The 24,069-nt window shown below is 49.5% G+C and carries 20 protein-coding genes; 6 read left to right on the top strand and 14 right to left on the bottom strand.

All coding sequences use genetic code 11. The annotated features are described in order from the left end of the window. Nucleotide 1: 1 nt before the first annotated feature. The 3 genes from ACXAGR_RS03775 to ACXAGR_RS03765 all read right to left on the bottom strand — a co-directional run bounded on the left by ACXAGR_RS03775 (nucleotide 2) and on the right by ACXAGR_RS03765 (nucleotide 4,704). Entirely contained in the window at nucleotides 2–1,561 is a 1,560-nt protein-coding gene (locus tag ACXAGR_RS03775; RefSeq protein WP_474848216.1) for a rhamnogalacturonan acetylesterase, read from the bottom strand. A 1-nt stretch (nucleotide 1,562) separates the two neighbouring features. Continuing rightward, on the bottom strand, nucleotides 1,563–3,566 hold the full coding sequence (locus ACXAGR_RS03770) for a GDSL-type esterase/lipase family protein (protein ID WP_474848214.1): 2,004 nt from the start codon (nucleotides 3,564–3,566) through the stop codon (nucleotides 1,563–1,565). A 103-nt stretch (nucleotides 3,567–3,669) separates the two neighbouring features. Beyond that, complete coding sequence (locus tag ACXAGR_RS03765) at nucleotides 3,670–4,704, bottom strand: family 43 glycosylhydrolase (protein ID WP_474841489.1); 1,035 nt, start codon at nucleotides 4,702–4,704, stop codon at nucleotides 3,670–3,672. Nucleotides 4,705–4,904: 200 nt separating this feature from the next. Between ACXAGR_RS03765 and parC the strand changes: the two genes are divergently transcribed. From parC to ACXAGR_RS03750, 3 genes are all read left to right on the top strand, one after another. Next, entirely contained in the window at nucleotides 4,905–7,208 is a 2,304-nt protein-coding gene (gene parC / locus ACXAGR_RS03760) for a DNA topoisomerase IV subunit A (protein ID WP_474841487.1), read from the top strand. A gap of 109 nt (nucleotides 7,209–7,317) precedes the next feature. Continuing rightward, nucleotides 7,318–7,857, top strand: a complete 540-nt coding sequence (locus ACXAGR_RS03755) for a heme NO-binding domain-containing protein (RefSeq protein ID WP_474841485.1) — start codon at nucleotides 7,318–7,320, stop codon at nucleotides 7,855–7,857. Next, nucleotides 7,829–10,009: a putative bifunctional diguanylate cyclase/phosphodiesterase gene (locus ACXAGR_RS03750; protein WP_474848212.1), complete on the top strand. Its 2,181-nt coding sequence runs from the start codon at nucleotides 7,829–7,831 to the stop codon at nucleotides 10,007–10,009. The genes ACXAGR_RS03755 and ACXAGR_RS03750 overlap by 29 nt, the downstream gene beginning before the upstream one ends. A gap of 97 nt (nucleotides 10,010–10,106) precedes the next feature. Here the strand turns inward: ACXAGR_RS03750 and ACXAGR_RS03745 are convergent, their stop codons facing one another. The 8 genes from ACXAGR_RS03745 to rpe all read right to left on the bottom strand — a co-directional run bounded on the left by ACXAGR_RS03745 (nucleotide 10,107) and on the right by rpe (nucleotide 18,676). Beyond that, on the bottom strand, nucleotides 10,107–10,913 hold the full coding sequence (locus ACXAGR_RS03745) for a 2-oxoadipate dioxygenase/decarboxylase family protein (RefSeq protein WP_474841481.1): 807 nt from the start codon (nucleotides 10,911–10,913) through the stop codon (nucleotides 10,107–10,109). Nucleotides 10,914–10,931: 18 nt separating this feature from the next. Then, nucleotides 10,932–12,401, bottom strand: a complete 1,470-nt coding sequence (astD, locus tag ACXAGR_RS03740) for a succinylglutamate-semialdehyde dehydrogenase (protein WP_474848210.1) — start codon at nucleotides 12,399–12,401, stop codon at nucleotides 10,932–10,934. 15 nt (nucleotides 12,402–12,416) lie between these two features. Then, nucleotides 12,417–13,454 carry an arginine N-succinyltransferase gene (astA, locus tag ACXAGR_RS03735; RefSeq protein ID WP_474848208.1) on the bottom strand — a complete coding sequence of 346 codons (1,038 nt, stop codon included), beginning with the start codon at nucleotides 13,452–13,454 and terminating at the stop codon, nucleotides 12,417–12,419. A 26-nt stretch (nucleotides 13,455–13,480) separates the two neighbouring features. Continuing rightward, a complete protein-coding gene (locus tag ACXAGR_RS03730) occupies nucleotides 13,481–14,686 on the bottom strand; it encodes an aspartate aminotransferase family protein (protein WP_474848206.1) in 1,206 nt (401 codons plus the stop codon). Between the two features lie 361 nt (nucleotides 14,687–15,047). After that, nucleotides 15,048–16,277, bottom strand: coding sequence for an HDOD domain-containing protein (locus ACXAGR_RS03725; RefSeq protein WP_474841473.1), 1,230 nt, complete (start codon nucleotides 16,275–16,277; stop codon nucleotides 15,048–15,050). Between the two features lie 73 nt (nucleotides 16,278–16,350). Beyond that, nucleotides 16,351–16,935: an anthranilate synthase component II gene (locus ACXAGR_RS03720; RefSeq protein ID WP_474841471.1), complete on the bottom strand. Its 585-nt coding sequence runs from the start codon at nucleotides 16,933–16,935 to the stop codon at nucleotides 16,351–16,353. A 26-nt stretch (nucleotides 16,936–16,961) separates the two neighbouring features. Next, complete coding sequence (gene trpS, locus ACXAGR_RS03715) at nucleotides 16,962–17,972, bottom strand: tryptophan--tRNA ligase (RefSeq protein ID WP_474848204.1); 1,011 nt, start codon at nucleotides 17,970–17,972, stop codon at nucleotides 16,962–16,964. A gap of 26 nt (nucleotides 17,973–17,998) precedes the next feature. Beyond that, nucleotides 17,999–18,676, bottom strand: coding sequence for a ribulose-phosphate 3-epimerase (rpe, locus tag ACXAGR_RS03710; RefSeq protein ID WP_474841467.1), 678 nt, complete (start codon nucleotides 18,674–18,676; stop codon nucleotides 17,999–18,001). 403 nt (nucleotides 18,677–19,079) lie between these two features. On the opposite strand from rpe, the gene ACXAGR_RS03705 reads away from it, so the two are divergent. The 3 genes from ACXAGR_RS03705 (at nucleotide 19,080) to ACXAGR_RS03695 (ending at nucleotide 20,540) form a co-directional block, all read left to right on the top strand. Next, nucleotides 19,080–19,802, top strand: coding sequence for a TorF family putative porin (locus ACXAGR_RS03705; RefSeq protein ID WP_474841465.1), 723 nt, complete (start codon nucleotides 19,080–19,082; stop codon nucleotides 19,800–19,802). Between the two features lie 247 nt (nucleotides 19,803–20,049). After that, nucleotides 20,050–20,334 carry a hypothetical protein gene (locus ACXAGR_RS03700; protein WP_474841464.1) on the top strand — a complete coding sequence of 95 codons (285 nt, stop codon included), beginning with the start codon at nucleotides 20,050–20,052 and terminating at the stop codon, nucleotides 20,332–20,334. Beyond that, nucleotides 20,334–20,540, top strand: coding sequence for a DUF2970 domain-containing protein (locus tag ACXAGR_RS03695; protein ID WP_119502744.1), 207 nt, complete (start codon nucleotides 20,334–20,336; stop codon nucleotides 20,538–20,540). Before ACXAGR_RS03700 ends, ACXAGR_RS03695 begins: the two co-directional genes overlap by 1 nt. A 3-nt stretch (nucleotides 20,541–20,543) precedes the next feature. Here the strand turns inward: ACXAGR_RS03695 and ACXAGR_RS03690 are convergent, their stop codons facing one another. The 3 genes from ACXAGR_RS03690 to ACXAGR_RS03680 form a co-directional block, all read right to left on the bottom strand. Continuing rightward, nucleotides 20,544–21,446, bottom strand: coding sequence for a Dam family site-specific DNA-(adenine-N6)-methyltransferase (locus ACXAGR_RS03690; RefSeq protein ID WP_474848202.1), 903 nt, complete (start codon nucleotides 21,444–21,446; stop codon nucleotides 20,544–20,546). Between the two features lie 238 nt (nucleotides 21,447–21,684). Then, nucleotides 21,685–22,131: a YaiI/YqxD family protein gene (locus ACXAGR_RS03685; protein WP_474842369.1), complete on the bottom strand. Its 447-nt coding sequence runs from the start codon at nucleotides 22,129–22,131 to the stop codon at nucleotides 21,685–21,687. A 5-nt stretch (nucleotides 22,132–22,136) separates the two neighbouring features. Further along, nucleotides 22,137–24,020 carry a hypothetical protein gene (locus ACXAGR_RS03680; RefSeq protein WP_474848200.1) on the bottom strand — a complete coding sequence of 628 codons (1,884 nt, stop codon included), beginning with the start codon at nucleotides 24,018–24,020 and terminating at the stop codon, nucleotides 22,137–22,139. Nucleotides 24,021–24,069: the final 49 nt, after the last annotated feature.

Genomic DNA, 24,069 nt, shown 5'->3' with positions numbered 1-24,069 from the left:
TTTACAGACCCAGCATAGGTTTTAAGCGCTCAGCGACTATTGCTGCAGTGACTTCTGCGCCTACTTTGCTGGTGTGGGTATGGGCATCACCAAAATAGCTGTCGATTAACTCATGGGGTTTACCGTCGTAAGCGCTTGCAACCAATTCGTGTAAATCGATGAAAGCCGTGTTGCCAGTGCGGGCCACCGCCTCTGCCCATTGGGGATAGCTGTCACGGGCGCGGGCAGTACGAAAGCCGTTGTCTTCCCATTTTTTACGGGGAACCGGAGAGCAAATTACCGGGATGACGCCCTGCGCTTTGGCCTCTCCAATCATCTTACGTAAATACCAGCCATAGGTGTGAACAACTTCAGGTTCGCCGGTAAGCATGTTCTCAATACGCTTTTGCTCCATGCCTGTGCCCTTAATGGTACCGCGTGCTCTGGAGTCATCGTTAAGCGCGCCGGCATCATTATGGCCAAATTGTAACAGCACAATATCGCCGGGCTTCATCATATTCAGTGCCCGTTGCCAGTGTCCGCCGGTGACGAAAGTCCGGCTGCTCAGGCCTCCTACGGCGCGGTTAACAAAGTTCACATTGGCATCAGGCAACGCGGCGGCAATGAAATCACCCCAACCCCACTGACCGCCGGCACCATCGCCACGACCATTTCTGACAGTAGAATCGCCCACCATAAACACACTGCGAAGTGCCTGATTTTGCACCACGGGTAAATTAACGAAGGTCCAGTTGTTCGCAGTAACCGCATTACCGGCTTCTGAATACAGTTCTGGTGAAAGAGACGGGCGCATACCTTTTATGGCAGCGACAACGACTTCAGCGTGAAGCTTTGCCCCCTGCGTATGAAAGTGAGTATGATCCTTTGGATAAAGCGCAGCGGTGTCTTCCTTGCCCAGTGCTTCTAACTGATCAGCCGCAGCGTTGGTCACATCAATAAATGGTGTATGCAGTTCCATGGCCAGACTGTGCATCCAGCCACCATATTCACCGGAGCCCCGTTCGATACGATCGCCATGCCAGATATTTCTGGCCGTCAGCGACAGTAAAACAGGGGTGGCTTTTTTCTGTCGGACATCTGCCACCATCTGGCGAATGTAGTGACCGAAAGAAAATACCCGCTCGTCTTTGCCGGTCAGTAAATTGTGTATGTCGCGGTATTCTTCAGTCAGAGACTTCAATGTCCCTCTGGCTCTGGAGTCGTCATTGACGGGGCTGGCATCATTGTGACCGAACTGGATAAGCACGATATCCCCCGGCTTCACATCGTTAAGTAATTTGTCCCACCAGCCTTCAGCAATAAAGGTTCGCGTGCTGCGGCCTCCTTTGGCACGGTTATCAACGGTGACCTGTTTGTCGTCTAAGTATTGTTGAAAAACCGCTCCCCAGCCCTGGTGATCAGCATTGTTATACGTGGCTGCAGTGGAATCGCCGGCGATAAAAATGGTGGCTGGTGTCAGATGCTTTTCATCATCTGCCAGTGCGGTAAAGGAAAACACCACGCAAACACTGGTAACGAAGAACGCGAAAACGGGGCGTAAGAAGCGTGATAGATAAGGCATATTATTTCTCTGCTTTGTCATGTTGCGATACACGGAGGTAACTGGCCAGGTCTGATTGCTGACGGCTGATTTCATCCACTATAAATTGTGCGAATATCCCTGCGCCGTGCTCGTTTGAATGGGTCTGATCGTCATCCACAAAATAGGTTTGTGCTTCAGCCTGTCCCAACCGGGTGGCCCAGTCATGGGAAAGCGACATTAAATCAATGTAGGGTACATTCGCGGAGGCGGTGATTTCAGGCAGTACGTCCCGCACAACAAGATCGCCGTATATGTGCTGCTGCGTGAGCGGAATATTGTGATTGCGGATCATCGGAGAAATTACAACCGGATGTGCTCCCTTACCCTGAATGGTTTCAAGTAATCCGGTCATCCGTGACACGTAAACGGACTTTGGGGTTTTCTTATCGTTGTGCCCGAGTTGGATTAATACCCAGTCATCAGGCTGGATTTGTCCCGCCATTTTCTGCCAGAGCACGCCATCAGGCACAGAGAATGCTTCGGTGCCTTCTCCGCTGTCTGCATAGTTAATGACAGTCATTGACGGCGCAAACCAGGCTGGCAGCAACTGCCCCCAACCGGTATAGCGATCTTCGCTGGCCTTTGACCATTGCGGTGTTTGATCGCACACCGTTGAATCACCGATGATAAACAAAGAGCGGCTGTTCCTGACAGGTGTCACTTCAATACTGCTGATGGTATCAAGGGGCTGCATAAAGGTAAGGTTCAGTCCATCCGTTGACGGCTCGCTGACATCCTGAATGGGCTGGCCTTCCGGGTCGCGCACATTAACCGCGAAGTAAGCAGTGGAAGACCCGGGGTTAGCAGACATATCGCTGGCGACCGCCGGAGTGAACATTTTTCTGCGGCTCTCTGCGTAGATATCTGATGACAGTGTGCCGGAAACTGCGACCTGGTAATTGCCCGTGCCGCCCCCCAGTTTGCAGGTTAACGGTACACCACTGCACACTGATTTCAGTGAATCTGCTGACCAGTGCGTTGTGTCATCACCCCGGGCGTTAAGCAGTGTCTGAAGTTCTTCTTCGGTAATGGGAATAGCACTACCATGACGGGTGCCGGCAGGCAAATTAAGCTGAGGCGTTCTGTCTTCAAAGTGAATGAAGTCTCTGGTGAACATAGCACCAAACCGGTGTGTCATATAGGCATCGTAATACACCAGGAAACCGTCTTTTACCTTAAGCGTCGTCGGGCCTTCTACCCATAAACTATCCGGAGAAAAAGACGATTCAGTGAACCTCCATGGCCCGTTGATATTGTCACTGAATGCCGTATGCAAGCGTTTGGCGGCAGGATAACGGGTCTCGTCTTTTACCAGCATCACGTATCCTGAATCCAGCGCCGTAATGTTGGCATCAATGACATTGAAGTCCGGCTGATAGAAAAGCGTGGTGGGGGTAAATCCGGCGAAATCTTTCGTACGGGTTGCATAGATGCGGTGATCCCAGCCCTTATCTGCCTGAGCCTCAGTTTTAGGATATTTTCCGGCCAGAGTAGATGCCCAGAAGATGACAAACTCCTGCTCTGTTTCGTCATAATAAATTTCCGGCGCCCAGGCATTTTTAGCGGCAGGATAGGACGACATCACTGGGACAAACTGCTGGTCGCTCCAGGTGACCAAATCATCACTGTGAGCTATACCAATACCTTTGTCTTCCCAGCCGGTGGTCCACACCATGTGAAAAGATTCCGGTCCTCTTATTAACGTGGGATCCCGCATCAGCTTCGTGCCGACGTCTGGTGTCAAAACGGCATAATCGTTATTCAACGCAGTCCAATTCAGACCGTCTCTGCTGTATGCCAGATGCAAGCCGTCTTCACCATTACCTCTGAACGACGCAAACAGGTAAGCGGTATAGTCAGGTTCGGATTGGGGAGGAGGGGATTTGGCACAGCTTGCCAGGAAAAAAGCTGTGAAGGTAATGATGCTTGCAAAAAGAGCGGTGTGGCCGGCAAGCCTCGCGGCAAATGGATTGGTTAGTTTCACTGTGATTCATCCTGAAAAGTACAGTCAAATTCAATCACAAGGATTCACAATGCGTAAACAGGTATGTAAAAATAATTTCACATTTGAACCGGCGGGTTCAAAATTATTTTGCCGGTAAGGATATAAGCGCAGGCGCATTCCTGTCAGTAGTCAGCCAGTTACCTTCAAACTGCAACTCAGTGACCTGAATGACACTGCGTCTGGACTCTGCATTGTCTTTCCCTGCATTCTCTCCCACTCTGCCGCCATGGGTGAAATAGAAAAGCCAGGCGCGGTCATTTTCAACCACTACGTCGGGATGGCCGCCGTTAATACCGTCGTCTTTTCCTGTTCCGGGGTCCGCCAGTAAATAGCCGGTTTGTTGTTCCCAGCGGGTTAAATCATTCGAGCGGTAAACCGCCAGCCCTCGCCATGCGTCAACAATCAGCCACCAGTAACCTTGCCACTTAAAAGCAACCGGACCTTCCCCGCGACTGGCCAGTTGAGCTTTGCCTTTGTCCTGCCAGTGATACAAATCGTCGCTGTCAGCATAGTACACAGACTTCCCGTCAGGCTCATTGTTGTAAAACATGCGCCAGCCACCATCCGGCAGGGCGATGACATCGGCATCAATGACTTTCTCATTGGCCAGCTTCAATGTTGACTCATAATGCCATGACAGCATGTCAGTACTGGTGAAATGCGCGATGGTGCGGGGATGAGCCCAGTCTGTAAATACGCCGGGCACAATGGTGAGATACATGTGCCAGGTTTCTTCATGAAAAAACACATCCGGTGCCCAGTAGGTAATACTGTTATCACCGGAGTGGGGATAGTTGATAACAGCATTGCGCTTATAGCGCCATGTCACACCACCATCCGTTGATTCTGCGATACTGATGGGCGTTCCATGAACCCATTCAACACCTTCGGGATCTGGCATATTGGCACGCCGGTTTGTGTAGAACATGAACCAGCTGGAAGTTTGAGGATTCCACATCACTGTAGGATCAGCGGCGCCGTCATAAACGGGGTCACGGTAAAGTGGTTTCGGGGCTGCCTTACCTTGCACAGACTGTGTTTCAGATACGCTTCTGTCACCGGCACAAGCTGTCATCAAAGAAACAGCAAGGCATAGAATAATTGCTTCAGGCTTCATCCCTGTCCACGTTAATAAGTCGTCACTGAGTGAAGCGAGTGTAGAGCGGGCGGTGTTCCGCAGGCAAGGCTGAACAGGCGGCTTCAACGTTTTGTTCCAATAATGAAATTACCGCCCGGTTTGTCAGCTTATTGCGTATCGGCGGGGATTGGCTCACAATGGCTAAAAAGTAGTGAACCACATCATAACGAAAATAACGCATGAGCGACGAAATCATTATCAACCGGGATGGGGTTGAGCAACTTCCTCTACGCCGGTTTACCGAAGATGCCTATTTAAATTACTCCATGTACGTAATCATGGACCGGGCATTACCTCATATCGCAGATGGCTTAAAGCCCGTTCAACGCCGCATTATATATGCGATGTCTGATCTTGGTTTAAGTTCAACGGCAAAATACAAGAAGTCGGCCAGAACCGTGGGTGACGTATTAGGTAAATTCCACCCTCACGGTGATTCTGCCTGTTACGAAGCCATGGTACTGATGGCTCAGCCGTTTTCATACCGCTATCCGCTGGTAGACGGACAAGGAAACTGGGGAGCACCGGATGATCCCAAATCCTTTGCTGCCATGCGTTATACAGAAGCCCGTTTATCCCGTTTCAGTGAAGTGCTGCTGAACGAGCTGGGACAGGGCACCGTAGACTGGATGCCTAACTTTGACGGTACGCTGAAAGAACCTAAAGTTTTACCTGCACGTTTGCCGCATATTTTGCTAAACGGCGTGACAGGGATTGCGGTAGGGATGGCCACAGACATTCCTCCTCACAACGTGCGTGAAGTCGCCAATGCCTGTGCCATGCTGCTGGATGACAGCAAAGCCGAATTAAATGACGTACTGGAGCATGTTCAGGGACCGGATTTCCCAACCGATGCAGAAATCATTACCCCGCGGGCAGACATCCGGAAAATTTACGAAACCGGACGCGGTTCAATAAAAATGCGTGCTGTGTACACTGAAGAAAGTGGCGACATTGTTATTACGGCGCTGCCTCACCAGGCCTCCGGCGGCAAAGTGTTAGAGCAAATTGCTGCGCAGATGCAGGCGAAAAAGCTGCCTATGGTAAGTGATTTACGTGACGAATCTGACCACGAAAATCCAACCCGCCTCGTTATCACGCCGCGTTCTAACCGTGTGGACAGTGAACAGCTCATGCAGCATTTGTTCGCGACTACAGATTTAGAGAAAAGTTACCGCGTAAACCTGAATATGATTGGTCTTGACGGCCGTCCTCAAGTGAAAGATTTGCGCACTATTCTTGCGGAATGGCTGGTTTACCGTAAAGACACTGTAACCCGCCGTCTTCAGTACCGCCTGGATAAAGTGCTGGCGCGTTTGCATATTTTAGAAGGTTTAATGATTGCCTTCTTAAATATCGATGAAGTGATTGAGATCATCCGTACCTTTGATGAGCCGAAAGCAGAGCTTATGCGCCGGTTCTCACTGTCTGATAAGCAGGCAGAAGCCATTCTGGAACTGAAATTACGTCACCTCGCCAAGTTAGAAGAGATGAAAATTAAAGGTGAGCAGGATGAGCTGGAAGAGGAGCGCAAGAAACTGGAAACCTTACTGGGCTCTGATCGCCGCTTAAAGACGCTGATTAAGAAAGAAATTCTGGCTGATGCTGAGAAGTACGGTGATGATCGCCGTTCGCCGCTGGTAGAGCGTGGCGAAGCCAAAGCCCTGTCTGAAAAAGAGCTTATCCCGTCCGAAGCGGTAACAGTAGTTCTGTCGGAAAAAGGCTGGGCACGATGCGCCAAAGGTCATGACGTAGACGCAGAAGGGCTAAGCTACAAAGCCGGTGACGGATTTCTGGCGAGCGCGAAAGGCCGGAGCAATCAGCCTGCGGTGTTTTTAGATACTTCGGGCCGCGCATTCTCCTGTGACGCCCATGGTCTGCCTTCTGCCCGCAGTCAGGGGGAACCGCTGACCGGGCGCTTCAGTGTAGTGGGAGGAGAACAGTTTACTGATGTACTCATGGGTGATGATGAGCAGCGATATCTCATTGCATCTGATGCCGGTTACGGATTCGTCGGCAAATTTGCGGATATGATCAGCAAAAATAAAGCCGGTAAAGCGTTCTTAAGTTTACCCTCCGCAGCCAAAGTGATTACGCCGCAACGGGTAAATGATATTGAATCCGACTGGTGCTTAGCCATTTCTAATGAAGGGCGTATGTTGCTGTTCCCATTACGGGATTTACCCAGCCTTGCGAAAGGAAAAGGCAATAAAATCATTAATATCCCATCAGCGAAAGCACAAACCCGTGAAGAGTTTGTGTGCTGTTTAGCCGTTGTACCTGACGGCGCATCGGTGAAAGTGGTTGCTGGCAAGCGCAGCATGACACTGTCACCGGCTGACCTTGAGCATTACCAGGGTGAGCGGGGACGCCGGGGCAACAAACTTCCCCGTGGTCTGCAGCGGGTAGACGACCTCATTGTTGAACTCCCCAAAGCTGCTGCGCCTGAAACAGACAGCGAAGGCAACGACGACGACGCCTAAGTCTCTGACTGCAATCAGCTTACCTTCTGCGGTTTAGACCAATTATTGAGTTGTGGCCCGGTATTACCGGGCTACACTTAATAAGATTGGATAAAACAGGAATGTCCGTATGCTGGGGATTGTGTTCACAACGCTGGTTGAAATGCTGGAAGAAAAGGTCTCACCGGAATTTGCTGATGAGGTGATTATCGCGGCGAACCTTGAAAATGATGGTGCCTACACATCAGTAGGTTACTACCCCTTCTCTGAAATGCAGAAACTGGTTGGTGTGCTGGTGGAAAAGACCGGCAAGCCTGCAGAGGAACTGCTGCACGACTTTGGCTACTATTTGTTTGGTCGTCTTGCTTCCGCCCATGGCCAGGTGATGGCAGGGCGCAGCGGCATTCTGGATGCCCTCAGTGTGCTGGACAACGATATTCACGTTCAGGTGCGCAAACTCTATCCTGATGCTGATTTACCGACTTTCAAAGTGTTGTCCAAAACGGATAACACCATGCTGTTAGAATATTACTCAACCCGCGAACTGCATTCTCTGGCTGAAGGTCTGATGGACGCAGCTGCCGATCACTTCGGGCAAACAATTCAACGTACAACAGTCAGATCAGACAAGCCCCATACCTATGAATTCAATATCACCGTTGAAAGCTGATGCGGACATGGACAAAAACAGCAAGGCGATTGCAGCGCTGGAGCGCCGTTTAGCCAGGGAAAAGCGTGCCCGTGAACAGGCGGAAGCCCTGTTGACTGAACGTAGCGTAGCTTTGTATGACGCTCTGCAGCAGAGTCAGGCAACGGAAACCCGGTTGCGTCTTGCCATGTGGGCTGCCCAGGAGTCTTACTGGGAATGGCGTGCCAGTGACGACAGAATTACCATCCGTTCATTTTCACTCCATTCCGCTAAAGAGTCTCTGCGGGAAAGTAGTCCGATTGATTTGCTGCGAAACATACACGAAGAAGACATTTCCAATCTGGAGTTTCAGTGGTCCATCGTACTGCATGGCGGCGAAGACCGGCTTGAGGTGTCCTTCCGTTACCGGTTCCGCGAAATGTTTCTCTGGATGCGTTTACGGGGCAGAGTGCTGGAGCGGGACGAATTTGGTTCTGCAGTGCGGATTGTGGGCACCACCCGCGACATCACTTACGAACGTGAAGCAGAGCAGACCTTTCATCTGATGGCATCCGCCTTCGCAAGCTCCCGCGAAGCAATGCTGGTGTTGTCAGACGACTATTCCATCACTGAGTGTAACGAGGCATTCGTTTCTCTTATCAAAGTGCAGGATAAAAACATGACCCTCGGCTGGTCGTTAAAGGATTTGATTGTTGATGCAGACAAACATTTGTCAAAGCACGGACACCAGCAAATACGGTTTGAAACGGTGCTGGTAACACTTGATGAGCGGGAATTGCCGGTAGATATATCGCTGGCACGGTTTGAAAGCCAGTATCAGAAAAAGCCTTATCTGATTGCCACTGTCCGTGACATTTCAGAGCGTAAATTTAATGAAACCCGCTTACGTCAGATGGCTATGCATGATGATCTGACCGGTTTGAGTAACCGTAACGGGCTGAATGAAGCTTTGGAAAACGCACTGGAATCCGGTCAGAATTTTAAGCTCTTGTTTATCGACCTGGACGGGTTTAAACAAATCAATGACGGTGCCGGCCATGAAATCGGTGACCGCTGTTTACAGGAAGTGGCCCGCGTACTTTCCCGCATACATTACAACAGTAAAACAGTCACCCGCTGGGGGGGCGATGAGTTTGTGGTGGTATTGCCGGATTGTGATGAAGAGCGTGCCAGCGCCATCGGTGAATCTGTCATTAAGGGGATAGAAAACCTCAAAATTGAGGCGCAGAGTACCGAGTTACATCTTTCCGCGAGTATCGGCATTGCCTGTCATCCGTTTGATGGCGGCAGCGTTGAACGCTTAATTCAGAATGCCGACGCAGCCATGTATCAGGCGAAGATTGGCGGTAAAGGGCGGGTGAGTGTTTACCAGCAGGGCTTGTGGGAGAGTATGAAGGCGCAGGTCAGCATGCTGTCTGATTTACGTAAGACCATCGAGCAGGATAGCCTGGATTTCTACATTCAGGGTAAATACGATGTACAGGGCGTGCTGAAGTCCGGCGAAGTATTGTGCCGGTGGCAGTCTGCTATGCACGGTAACGTCTCTCCGGGCATTTTCATTCCGCTGGCTGAGGCGAATCAGCTGGATTTGCAAATCGGCTTGCAGGCTTTGTCCCGCGCATGTGACTACCTCATCGTTATGGCACAGCAGCATCAGGTTGTGCCTCTCGCCGTTAACATCAGTGCAAACCAGTTATTAGATCCTCACTTTCCCGCTCAGGCGAAAGCCATTTGTGCGGAAAAAAAAGTGTCGGAGTCATTAATTGAAATAGAACTGACCGAGTCTATTTTTATGCAGGATGAGCAGCGGGCAATTAGTGCACTTCAGGCGTTAAGGGATGCCGGTTTCGACTTGGCGCTGGATGATTTCGGCAGCGGATTCTCTGCGTTAAGTTACCTCAGAATGTTTGAATTCAGTACGGTAAAGCTGGATCGCAGCCTGTTAAAAGACATCCATCATGACGCGAAAGCACTGGCGTTGTTTCAGGGCATTATTGTTATGTTGCAACGGTTAGAAATTCATACTGTAGTGGAAGGGGTGGAGTTGACTGAATACCTGCCGTTACTTCGTGAAGCCCGGGTGGATTTATTGCAGGGCTTTTATTTTGATAAGCCATCCCGGTTCAGTGAATTCCTTGCAAGATTACCGGAACAGAGTACGGTAACAGGCTGACCATTGCAAAAATAGCTGGCGTAAATAAAAAAGGCTGCTTCACCTGTGGTGAAGGAGCCTTTTGCCAATGAAAGTACGGCAGATTTCTGCTGTGTAATTACTTAGCGTTTGTGCTTTCGAAAATTTTGTCAGCCGATGCAGCAACAAAGCCCTGGTACAGTTTGCCGTCAGGCAGTTCGTAGCGCTGTGCGAACTCGTAGAAGCAGGAAGGGATCTGAACCGTTTCTTCGTTCATTTCAACACCGGCTTTGTCGGCCATAGTCGATGACTGGGCTAGAAATACGTTTTCGCCACCTTTGATTTCGCCACCTGAGGTGTTAAGAACAAAACCTGCTTCCTTAAGTAGCGTGTTCACGTCAACCAGAGACTGTGTCTGACTGAGGTGGTTAACACTCACGGTGAAGTGGTTAGCCTGAAAGCCCCATGCCGCCATCCAGGCTGCATATTCAGATTCATTCAGCAGCGTATCGTAGTCTTCTCTAGACAGTGACCACTGAGGCCCTGAATAAAGAAACGTTTCGCTGGTGGTGATGCTTTCATCCATTTGCTCTACCAGCTTATGGATGATCGCCTGAGAGGCTTCTGACAGCTCTTCTACACGGAGTTCACTGATAAACACTTTAGGTTTAGTCAGGTCGGCGTGTTCGAAATGCTTTGCGGTCAGCTTTTTGGCTTCAAAGTCGTAATCGCCTTTCGCCTCGTAGCCCAGCGCCAGAAAATGCGCAGCGAGCTTATCCAGCCGGCATTTGTCGAGATTGAAAGTACGGAACGCCACATGATCGTTCACGATACTGTCACTGTTTTCCTCACCCACCAGCAGCGCATGAATTTTATGGGCTGAAGGTGTGATAGCCACATATTTGTCCCACAGGCGGTCAAATAAGGTATCTACATTTGTATGCATGTTAACTGCGTCCTTTTGCTACAGCGTTAAACCCGGGCTTAATGTACCCGGCAGGGTGACTTTTTCCAGCTCAACAGATGCTACAGGGTATGCGCAATAGTCGGCTGCGTAGTACGCGCTGGCGCGGTGGTTGCCACTTTCGCCTACACCACCAAAGGGGGCTGCACTGCTGGCTCCGGTGATCGGGCGGTTCCAGTTAACAATACCGGCACGGATACGCTGGAAGAAATAACGGTAGTCTTCTTCGCTGTCGCCCAGGAAACCTGCAGATAAACCGTAACGGGTATTGTTTGCTTCTTTGATAGCTGCATCAAAATCGGTATAGCGGATGACTTTCAGTAACGGTCCGAAATGTTCTTCGTCCGGCAAGGCATCAAGTATGTCTGTCACATCAATAATGCCAGGTGTTGCAAAGCCCTTGTTTGCTTCCGGCTGAGTCAGTTCCACAATCACTTTGCCGCCAAGAGAAACCAGTTCCACCTGAGCATCGACCATCATTCTGGCCGCTTTGGCAGAAATCATCGCACCCATGAACGGCTGCTCCTGCGCGTCATAGTCGCCAACTTTGATGTTTTTTGTAACTTCAATCAGGCGGTTCAGGATGGTATCCCCTGCTGCACCTGATGGCAGGAATAAACGGCGGGAACAGGTACAACGCTGACCAGAGGTCACAAAGGCTGATTGCACGATGTCGTGAACGGCGGCATCAGTGTTAGCCACGTCTTTTACGATCAGCGGGTTGTTTCCGCCCATTTCCAGAGCCAGAATTTTGCCGGGATGTCCTGCAAACTGCTCGTGAAGAATTTTACCGGTACGGGAACTGCCGGTAAAGAACAGACCGTCAATACCAGCGTGCGTTGCCAGTGCTTTGCCTGTTTCTACTTCGCCCTGTACCAGATTGAGTACACCAGCCGGCAGACCTGCTTTTTCCCACAGCTTCACCATGAATTCAGCCACGGCCGGGGTTAAATCGCTGGGTTTAAACACAATGGTGTTGCCTGCCATCAGCGCAGGTACAATGTGGCCATTTGGTAAGTGGCCCGGGAAATTATACGGACCAAATACGGCTACCACACCATGGGGCTTATGGCGGATGAACGCCTGGCCTGTGGGCATAGGGTTTTCAACAGTACCGGTACGTTCATGATAGGCCTTTTCGGAAATACCGATTTTACCTGTCATGGCGCCCACTTCTGTTGCCGTTTCCCATTCAGGTTTACCTGTTTCACGGGCAATGATTTTAGCCAGTTCAGGCTTGCTGTCTGCCAGCAGTTCACCGTATTTTTTGATGACAGTCAGGCGCTCGTCAAAGCTTTGAAATGACCAGTCTGTTAACGCATTACGTGCGGCAGCGATGGCCTCGTCAACCTGTGCTGCAATGGCAGCTTGTCCTTCCCAGATAACCTGGTCTTTTGCCGGATCAACCGACTGAATAGTGTGTCCTTGTCCAGCGACCCACTCACCATTGATAAAGTGTGTAGTTTGCATGAATCAATCCTGTCGTTAGTCCCGAAAGCTGACTGGCGCAAAACGTACCATGTCGCCTTCGTTTATATTTAGTGCCGTTGAAGCCTGGCGGGAAATGGCAGCAACATTGTTTTCTTCGCTGACCGCCAAATCAGTGGCAACGGCGCGAAAATCCGCTACAGAGGTATTAATGATGTAACAGGTCTGTCCGCCTTGTGCTGCCGTCTGGTCGTCAATGACCACCGGTAGCTTGCGGCTTGCCTGTGCTGTGCGGATATGGCTCAGATTCGCTTCTACAGTCGGGCCGGCGTCGAAAATATCTACGTAGCCACGGCAGCTGAAGCCTTCTTCCTGAAGCAGAAGCAGGGCAGGGCGGGTTTTATCATGAACCTGACCAATCACTGCTTGCGCTTCTTTACTCAATAAATTGACGTAAATGGGGTATTTGGGCATCAATTCCGCGATAAAGCGTTTATTGCCAATACCGGTAAGGTAGTCCGCAGTGGGGAAGTCCAGCGAAAAGAAATGCTCTTCCAGCCAGGCCCAGAACGGTGATTTACCTTCTTCGTCACTGACACCGCGCATTTCGGCAATGATGGTTTCTGAGAACCGTTCACGGTGCTCCATCATAAACAAAAATCGCACTTTAGACAGAAAGCGGCCGTTAATACCGCCTCTTGCCTGTTCGCGCAGAAACAGCGTGCAGATTTCGGTGACGCCGGTGTAGTCGTTGCACACAGAGAGAATATCCACAGTATTGTGAATATTCAGCTCACGGGAGGCATGTACAACTTTGCCCATGTGATAATGGTAAAACGCATCATCCAGACCTACAGCGGCCTCAATACCTGTGGTGCCTACCACAGTGCCGGTGGTGGTATCTTCCATAACAAAAAGATAAGACTGATTGCCAGGTTGAACCACCTGTTCGGAAAAAGCGCTTTCTGCACGACTGATTTTTTTGCGCAGCAGCGTTTCATTTACCGGTAATGACGTAAAGCCAATACCGGACTCCACTGCGATGTTGTTCAGTGCGTCGTAGTCACCAGTGTTAATAGGGCGAATAATATACATAACCGCGTTTCCGGAGCCGTTGTTTATCAGGCGTTAACTACGGTGGCTACAGCGCGCTCAAAGCGTGCCATACCATCGCGGATTTCTTCTTCTGAAATGATCAGAGAAGGAGCGAAGCGCACTACATTGGCACCAGCCACCAGGCACATCAGTTTTTCGTTTGCCGAAGCAACCAGGAAGTCACGGGCGCGGCCTTCGTAATCTTTGTTCAGGGCAGCGCCCAGTAACAGACCTTGTCCACGGATTTCTTCGAACACATTGTACTTAGCGTTGATTTCACCCAGCAGTTCACGGAACAGGTTTTCTTTTTCGATTACGCCGTTTAACACTTCCGGCGTATTCACTACGTCAAGAGCGGCTTCGGCTACTGCACATGCCAGCGGGTTACCGCCGTAAGTACTGCCGTGAGTACCGGCTTTCAGGTGAGCGGCAATTTCAGCGGTAGTCAGCATGGCACCAATCGGGAAGCCGCCGCCTAACGATTTCGCTGTGGTCAGAATATCCGGCGTCACACCCAGACCCATGTACGCGTACAGTTTGCCGGTACGGCCAACACCCGATTGCACTTCATCAAAGATCAGCAGTGCATTGTGCTTATCACACAGTTCACGCACGCCTTTTACGAAGTCAGGATCAGGAGAGATAATGCCGCCTTCACCTTGCAGAGGCTCCATCATAACCGCACAGGTTTTATCTGAAATAAGCTTTTCAAATGCTGCAAGATCGTTGTAGTCACAGTGAACAACAGCGCCGGGCTTAGGGCCAAAGCCATCAGAATACGCGGCTTGTCCGCCTACTGTTACAGTAAAGAAAGTACGACCGTGGAATCCTTTGTTAAAGGCGATGATTTCGTTTTTCTCTTCACCGAATTTTTCCAGTGCATAGCGACGTGCCAGTTTCAGTGCCGCTTCATTAGATTCAGCACCTGAGTTAGCAAAGTAAACGCGCTCGGCAAATGTGGCTTCAGTCAGCTTCTTTGCCAGACGCAGTGCAGGTTCGTTAGTGAAAACGTTACTTAAGTGCCACAACTTGCTGCCCTGTTCGGTTAATGCTTTAACCAGTGCAGGGTGGCTGTGACCCAGTACGTTTACGGCAATACCACCTGCGAAATCGATGTATTCAGCACCATCCTGATCCCAAACGCGGGAACCTTCACCACGTACCGGTACCATATTGGCCGGATTGTAGTTAGGGACCATGACCTCATCAAAGGTTGCGCGAGTTACGTTCATTATAGTTACCTCTTTTATCGGGCATCCGCTGTGCAAATGTGAAATTGTGCAGATGATGTTGGATGCGAAAAGTACGAATTAGCTATACAGTATGCCAGTTAATCGCCACTTTGTAACCTTGGGAATCCCGCTGCAGGCCTTGTTTTTAGAGGGTTTTAGCTTGTTTTGCATAAAAAGTGCATAAGCATTCAGCTTATTTGTCTAAGCTTATGCAATTTGTTAATAAGTTGAGTCAGGGCAAGTGGCGGCGGGGCGAAGGACGTACCGTGATTTTTAGCGGTATGAATGATTATCCAGTCAAAATTTTTGATTAAATTTTGTGGAAGTGCACGAAAAACGGCGATTTCGTGCACAAAAGACGTTAATCCAGAGGCGGATTCTCAATCAGAGGAAGCTGAAAAATGTCAGTGGATTTCAGAATGTCACGTTCGCTTCTGACAAAGCCCGTTTTATGCAGTGCCAGCGGGATTTCGTCTTTGTTCAGAAATTTACTCTGGTGCAACATACGTACAGCGGCATAAGCTTTGGCTTTCTTGTAAAGCTCTGTGAGATCGTGAGGGTGTTGATCATTCTCTGTGATTTCAATAAACGGCAGCGCAAGGCGCAGACGTTTAAATTGCAGTATCTCTAACAGCCTTGCTGTGAGCGGCTCAGAAAATTCCTGCTGCATAGCAATAAGGTAATTTGCCGATGGCTGTACTTTCGCCATCGCTCCGTGCTGTTCAGTGTCCTTTGCAATTTCAGCTTCTCTTAACAATGCAATCTGCGCCTGTTCAAAGGCTTTAAAATACAACCGTGATACCGCACACCGTCCCAGCTGGGAAAGAGTCCCTGCGGTGAATGCTTCATGGGGCGGTAAATCATAATCATCAGCCAGTGCGCGCATAGTCAGACCCGTTGACTGAGCGAATTGCATGATACGATTTTTAATGTCCGGATACGGATCGGTAATTTTCGGCAGAGCCCGGCGCAGAATCATGGCCGGCAGCAATAAACGGAGGTTTTCAATACCGATAAAGCTCAGCGCCGTGCGTAAGGTTTCCACCGGAATCACTTTTCCCTTAGAGTCCTTACGACGAAACTTAGGTGCATTTACCACGGTCATGAGGTCATCGTAGAGCCATGGTAGTGCCGCAGCATGAGGTTCAATGCGGGAAATAGATGTGGCCCTGACTGACAGAATATCCAGCAGCGGTGCAACGTCATGACTCAGGTTAAGTACAGAGGTAAGGACCACCTCTGTATTGTCTATTTCATCTTTCAGCAACTCAAAAACGTACTGATGAAGTTCGGCGTTAACACGGTCTAACAGACTGGCTTCTGACTGTGCCTGAAGCTGTTTGTTTTTAATGGCGACTTTTTCAACATGCAGCAAACGGCGACGGGCATCGCCCTGTTCCGACTGGGCAAACGCCACTTCCCCCGGACTGCGGCGGCCCATCATCTGAGACACCCGCGCAGGCGCAATCAGCAGGTTATCAAACCTCTCATTGATTGGGGGTAAGTTGTCAGGGGTATGCTCCACTACCGGGCGGCTCCTGCGTACGTCATTTTTATTCGGGGTGCTGTCGGGTACAGAAAATGAAAGCATATCGGGCTACCGGAAAAATCATAGTAACCTGTTATCGGCCGGAGTATGACTTTTTTTGAATACTTTTTGAATATTATGCATCTGCCAGCGTAATAAACCGCTGCAAAATAGCGTGGCCATGCTCTGTCAGCAGTGACTCCGGGTGAAATTGGACACCCCACAGAGGCAGCGTTCTGTGGGCAATCGCCATAATTTCCCGCTGACCACTTTCGTTAATACACCAGGCTTCCACTGACAAACTGTCCGGCAAGGTTTCAGGTTCAAGTACCAGTGAGTGATACCGGGTGACAGTGTATCCGTCGGGTAAGTCGCTGAACATTCCCGTATTATTGTGAAAAAGGGCAGAGGTTTTACCGTGTCTGACCTTATCTGCCCGCGTGACTTTACCGCCGAATACCTGACCAATAGACTGGTGCCCCAGGCAAACTCCCAGCATAGGAATTTTACCGGCAAAGTGGTCAATGGCACTGAGGGTAATACCGGCTTCATCCGGCGTGCAGGGACCCGGTGACAACACCAGGTATTGCGGTGCCAGCGCGGCGATTTGCTCAAGGGAGATTTCGTCGTTACGCACCACTTTTACCTGCTGGCCCAGCTCAGTGAAGTAGCGGGCCAGGTTATGGGTAAAGGAATCGAAGTTATCAATTAATAACAACACAAACTGACTCCGTATATTGTGCCGGCTTAGCGTGGACGGGGAATGAAGCCCAGTGTGTCGTAAACCTTATCCAGTGTGTTAGCTGCACGGGCTGAGGCTTTTTCTGCCCCTTTTTTCATGACTTCATCAAGATAAGCACGATCTTCCCGTAACGCTTTGAAGCGCGTTTGTACTGGCTCAAGCAGTGCAACGACAGCAGAAGCCACATCGCCTTTAAGGTGACCATACATTTTATCTTCGTATTCAGGAACCAGTTCATCAATGGAACGGCCTGTAGACAGAGACAATAATGTCAGCAGGTTAGATACACCCGGCTTTTCTTCAGTGTCGAAATAAATGCGTGCCTTTTCATCAGAATCAGTTACCGCACTTTTGATTTTCTTTGTGAGCTTCTTTGGATCTTCGAGCAAGCCGATGAAGTTTTTCGGATTGTCGTCAGATTTAGACATCTTCTTGCCGGGATCCTGCAGGCTCATAATGCGTGCGCCGAATTCAGGGATGAACGGATCCGGGATAGCAAACATATCGCCGTAGATGTTGTTCATACGTGTGGCAACATCACGGGCCAGTTCCAGGTGTTGTTTCTGGTCGTCACCTACCGGTACCTGATTTGCCTGATATAACAGAATATCTGCGGCCATCAGTGCCGGATAGGTGAAAAGGCCGGCGTTGATATTGGTTACATTCTTCGCAGACTTGTCTTTAAACTGAGTCATGCGGTTCAGCTCACCCATTTGGGTATAGCAGTTCAGGATCCAGGCCAGCTGGGCATGTTCGGGTACATGGGACTGCACGAACAAGGTGCTCTTTTCGGGGTCAATGCCGCAGGCCAGGTATAAGGCCAGACCGTCAAGGCAGGCTTCCCGTAACGCCGCGGGCTCCTGACGCACCGTAATGGCATGTAAATCTACCAGCATATACAGGCAATCGTGATCATCCTGCATGGCAACCCACTGTTTGAGGGCTCCCATGTAATTACCGATAGTAAGTTGTCCTGAGGGCTGACAGCCACTTAATACAATGGGTTTGTTACTCATTTCCTGATTACCTGTACCTGCTGAATTCAGACATTGTTTGCGGCGGCTAATTCCCGTCGCATGTCGTCAATTACATTTTTATAGTCGGGGGCATTAAATATTGCCGAGCCGGCAACGAACATATCTGCGCCGGCTTCTGCGATGGCACGAATGTTATCGGTTTTTACCCCTCCGTCAATTTCAATACGGATATTTTTACCACTTTCTTCTACCCGCTGTTTAACTGCACGGAGTTTATCAAGGGTTGAAGGGATAAATGACTGGCCTCCGAAACCCGGGTTCACCGACATGATCAATATGTGGTGCAGTTTGTCGATGACATGGTCAAGGTAATGAAGCGGGGTGGCCGGATTAAAAACTAGTCCGGGCTGGCAGCCGTTATCAATGATCAATTGCAGCGAACGGTCGACGTGCTGACTCGCCTCAGGATGAAAACTGATATAGCTGGCGCCGGCTTTGGCAAATTGTTCGATAAGGTCGTCCACCGGTGACACCATCAGATGCACGTCGATGGGAGCGGTAATGCCATATTTCCGCAATGCTTCGCAAATCATCGGACCAAATGAAAGGTTGGGGACATAGTGGTTGTCCATCACATCGAAGTGAACCACATCAGCACCTGCTGCCAGCACTGCCTCCACGTCTTCCCCCAATCTGGCGAAATCAGCAGACAATATAGAAGGGGCGATTAAAAACTCTTTCATAGCTTCATACCTTATATGTTCTTAAGAACGCACCGGATGATAGCGCGGCAGGCCGCGTTTGTCTTGTCTGCGGCCAGCATAAGCAGGGCCGGATACCGCAAATAAGTGCGAATTATAGTGTCGCAATGACATTTCTCACTAAATGTCATGAAATAGGATGAATGACTGCACCAAAATGGTGATGTTGTTCAAATTCAGTGCGAACCATAATGGTGCTGTTTGGTTTTATTTAATGTCACTTTTAAATTTTGTGAATAAAAACTCATTGTTATCAGTTGGTTATTCATAAATTTATGATTTTAATCAGATGGGCATTAGTTTTGCCTTATACGAGAAAGCTGAATAAAAACAATAAGACAGAAATCGTTCAATACGTACATAAATAAAATCCAACGGAGAACACATGAAAACTTCCATTCAAAAAACGTTGCTGGCTGTTGCCGTATCATCTGCAGCTTTACTGACTTCTGCGCCTTCTTTTGCAGAATTGAGTGCGAACGTAAGTGTCACAAATAACTACATCTGGCGTGGTCTGACTCAGACTACTAACGAACCTGCTGTTCAGGGTGGTATCGATTACGCTGACGAAAGTGGTTTCTATGCCGGTACATGGGTATCTAACGTTCAGTATGCATCAGATGATGTCTACTCATACGAGCATGATTTGTACTTCGGTTTCTCAGGTGAGTCTGGTGACTTCACTTATGATGTCGGTTACCTGTACTACAACTACGATGCAGAAGCTGAATTCGATTTCGGTGAAATCTACGGTACTGTGGGTTACGGCGGTTTCAGTGCAACCCTTTACTTACTGGCTAATACTGAAGCTGATGAAGGCGAAGGCCAGGACTTCGGTTTTGCTCAGGCTTCTTATGTGTCTCTGGACTACGGCATGCCGGTAGCTTCCGGTGCAGAGCTGGGTCTGCACGTTGGTTATCACCAGGGTGACTTTGCAGAAGCTTTCAACGGTGTTGAAGGTTATGCGGACTGGGCAGTATCTATCGCGAAAGACGGTTTTACTTTCGCCATTACCGGTACAGATTTAGATGATGAATATCCGGGAGACGCTCTGGATAACGATTCAATCAAGTATGTTATTTCTTACGGTGTAGATTTCGAACTGTAAGTTCAACAGACCTCTTTTATAACGTTGAGAGTAAAAGCCCGGAGCAACTGTCTCCGGGTTTTTTATTTGTAATTCAGGCATTCATTAACTTTGCTTCCCGCTGTTTTCAGAAGATGAAAAAAATGCCACTTTTCCTGTACTAACTTCAGCTTGTTAGAATTCTTATTGTCGCTATAATAAGGTTACTTTTTAGCCGGCGAAGACAATCATGGAAAAGATAAGTTTCTTTCGTAAATCACGCTTCTGCATGAAAAAACCAGCAGGCGCTCTTGTTGCGATAGTGGTCATGCTGTCTGCTGCATTTTGCGACCCGGCCACCGTGACAAAAGCTGTATGCGACTTTCAGGATGAAGCGCAAACGGTATCTCAGGCAGCAGCCTTGCCCCGTGAGTGTTCAGCGCTGATGATGACTGAAGTCAGCTGGCTGGAATGGGCGTCCGGTAAGTCCACATCTTACCAGTTTCATTTCTTCGACCTGTTAGAACTGCTCTATGGCAATTCAGACAGAGATTTCCAACCCGCAGGCAAATAATGCTTATCAGCGGTAAACCTAAATCTCCCGGCTTTTTTGCCATGATTCTGAGCGTACTCGCCAGTGCATTTGGTGTGCAAAGCCAGCAAAATTATGAGCGGGATTTTAATCAGGGTAAGCTGGCCGGATACATTGTAACCGGTGTGATATTCGTTGCGTTACTGGTGTTGGGGTTGGCGAGTCTGGTAAACGCCATCATTAACTGAGTATTACTTTAAGCCTGTGTGCTTCAGCACCGGTTTTACCGGCTTCTTTCTGCGTTTGCGGGGTTTAGGGGGCGGTAAATCTGTCGCCGGAGCAAAATACGCCAACAACTCAGCCGCCGGTTTGCGGTTTTCACCCTTCTGACTGATAGAGCGCTTTACCGACAATTCCGAAATTTCAGCACCGGCATACAGCGTCCTGGTCAGCGGAAGATCATGATTGGACATCAATACAGGTATGCCCCGTTTCTTTGAGGCACGAATGGCCAGCTCTGCCAGCTTATGCTGTGAATCAAGGCCAAAACTTTTGGAAGCATAACTGGTGAAAGCCGCTGTTTTGCTCAGAGGAGCATAAGGCGGATCACAATAAATTACATTGCCCCGTCTGGCACGACTGAACACCTTCTCAAACGGTAAGCAGGTGAACACTGCCTTTTGGGAGCGCTCGGCAAATACCATCATTTCTTCTTCAGGGAAGTAAGGCTTTTTGTAACGACCGAAAGGAACGTTAAATTTGCCGGCAAGGCTGTAGCGGCAAAGGCCATTGTAGCCATGACGGTTCAGGTACAGAAACAGGATAGCGCGGTAATATTCATCTGCTGTGTGATTAAACTCTTCCCGCAGCGCGTAGTAAGTGGCTTCAACGTTATGTTTGTCTGAAAAAAAGCGGGACGCATCATGTACAACGGCATCCGGTTGGGCTTTCAGAAAGTTGTACAGATTAATGAGATCGGGGTTAATGTCGTTAAGCAAATAACGCTTGAAGTCGGTATTTAAAAATACAGAGCCAGCACCAACAAAAGGCTCAATCAACCGATTGCCCGAAGGAAGTTTGGCATTGATGTTTTCTACCAGGCTGTACTTACCGCCAGCCCACTTCAGGAAGGCCCGGTTCTTCTTCTGCATCATGCTTTTTGAATGTTACCCACGCGCACATCACGTTTTTAACGTGTTATAGGATGTTATTTGCTATTTGTCCCGGGCCAGCCGGATATTCAGTGACTATCAAAGCCATAATCGATTGTATCTGTCATCGGTGATCCCCACAACCTGCAATCGAATAACCGGTGCATTTAACGGCGAATTAAAGCGGGAACGATCAGATTTGCAGCAAAGTTGCAGGTGATAACGACAAATACGTTTAAGGTTAACGCGCTGATGCTAAAAAGCGGTCGAGCACATTGGCAAAGGCCTGCCTTTCCCGCTGAGACAATGGCGGTGGACCGGAGGTTTGCACGCCACTTGCCCGCATGGTGTCCATAAAATCACGGATATTCAGCCGTGAGCGGATATTCTCGCGGGTAAGTTCTTCACCCCTTGGTGTGACGACACAAGCCTGTTTACTGATGACTTCGTCTGCCAGGGGGATGTCTGAAGTAACGACCAGGTCGCCCGATGATACCCGCTGTACGATTTCGTTATCGGCAATATCGAATCCTTTCTCCACCTGCAGGCGTGTAAGCCACGGGGAAGGCGGAACCCTGATCCCATGGTTTGCCACGAAGGTCACCATGGTTTTAGTGCGCGGCCCGGCTTTGAACAGGATTTCTTTAATGGCAACCGGGCAGGCATCGGCGTCTACCCAGATGCTCACAGCCATTATTGGCTTACCTTTTCAATTTCTTCCAGAACATTGCGGCCCCGCTTGATGAAGATTTTTTCACGGCCCTGGAAGGGCGGGATGGTCGCCACAGCATTGTTAGCTTCTGAAAAAGCGTCGAATTTGTCATTGTATAAAATAACAAACCAGTCACCGCCGTAACGCTGAGTGCGGTAAATCCAGATGAAGCTTTCCATGTTGTTGTCTTTGATGAACTCTTTCATCAGGGTTTCATCTTTCAGGCCGGCTAGCTGAACGATGTAATCATCTGCCTGAATACTGTTAAACAGTTGTTCATTGTCATAGTTGCCACTGCCACTGAATACCGGTTCTGCTCTGGCCGGTGTTTCAGGTACAGACGGCGCCGGACTGGTACGGGATTCGGTGACCTCAACCGCACGGGGGCTTACAGAAGGTGTGGCAGGAGGTGTCACTCTGGCGACCTCACGGACAGGCTGTGCCGTTTCAGTTGCAGGTACTTGCGTACGGGTAGCAATGCGGGCTGGTTCGTCAGCCGGGGGCGGTGATACCTGAGCCGGTTCTTCCGGAATATCACGGATTTGTCCTTTAGGACGGCTCTCCAGCACCATAGGTTTGCGACCCACTTTGGCTTCGGTGATCAGCGGCTTCTCCGGTTCAGAACGTCTTTGAGGTTCTGGCTGAGCTGGCTGCACCTTACGACCAGATACGAATTCATCAAAACCTGCTGATGCCATAGGCTCACGGGGAATGCTTGTTCTGACTGGTGTCACTTCCTGCTCTTGTGCCGGCGCTTCTTCAATCTCTTCACTGGTATCAGTAATAGATGCGATTAATTCGTCTGCGGATGCGTTTTCAGCGGTTGTATCGGAGAAATCGCTTTCGGTACTGAATGATGAGGCTTCAGATCCAGTATCAGTCTCCGGTTCTGCAGGGGTATCCTGCGATACCGGTACTTCCACTTTCTCAGCCGTCACATCTTCGATAAAGCTGAGTAAGTCTTCCGGCTGGGCATTGTCTTCAGCAGTTGGTTGATACTGGTCTTTTTCATCGATAGCGGCAACAGCCTTGTCCCAGGAGACGACGGGTTTATCTTCCTGCACGGCTTTTTGTGCAGGATCTTTCAGTTCATCAAACGCTGAGCCCGGTTCAACGGAGGATACTGGCGGGAACTGGTCATCAATAGGGCCAAACAGGGCCTTGATATCATCGCCATACTGCATGTAAATCAGGCCACCGAAAACGGCAACAAACATCACTGCGACAAGTGAAATGAAGAGAGGGGAAGCCAGTACACTGGTACTTCTTGTTTGCAGATGTTCCTCCTGACCATTGCGTTTAGCCAGGTGCTCGTGAAAAGCCTTACGTCGGTTCTCAATCATAGTATCTAACTCTGAGCCAGGTTGTTGAGTCGCCACTGACTGACTGCTTATAAGCAGAGGCGTATCGGTGTTTTTTGCCGGTAGCCATTTCCGGGCTCTCTCCGCCCAGGTTGACTCACCGAACAGTAATACATTCAAATGTTGCTTATTGCCTGCAAAACGGCTTTGCAGTACCAGATCCCACAGCTCCTGAAGCAGTTCGTCCGGTACATGCTCCGCCTGGGTAATGGTTATGAGAATGGGACCAACATGCTCGTTAAGCCCTGCAAGCAACTCATTCAGCGGCCGTACATAGCTGCCAACCAGTGTACCCAGTAATTGTCTGCAAAGTTGACGACGATAATCTGACAGCTCCATAGTAGGATCGGCTGTCACATAGGCGATTTCTGTCTCGTCGTGTTGCTGGAACACAAAAGATTCCAGCGTCTTTTTTTGCTGAGCAGCGGAATCCCCGCTTACAAAAATTAGTTGTGAAGAATAGTTGACCAGATATTCCAGTCTTTCATGCAATTCAGATTGCACCTGATTACCCTCAGCTGATTACTGGTGTTACGCACTTACCATTGAATGT

Source organism: Alteromonas sp. ABH4_457 (genome assembly GCF_056160625.1).
The sequence above is the reverse complement of the archived record's forward strand: the minus strand, read 5'-3'. Positions and strand labels throughout refer to the sequence as shown.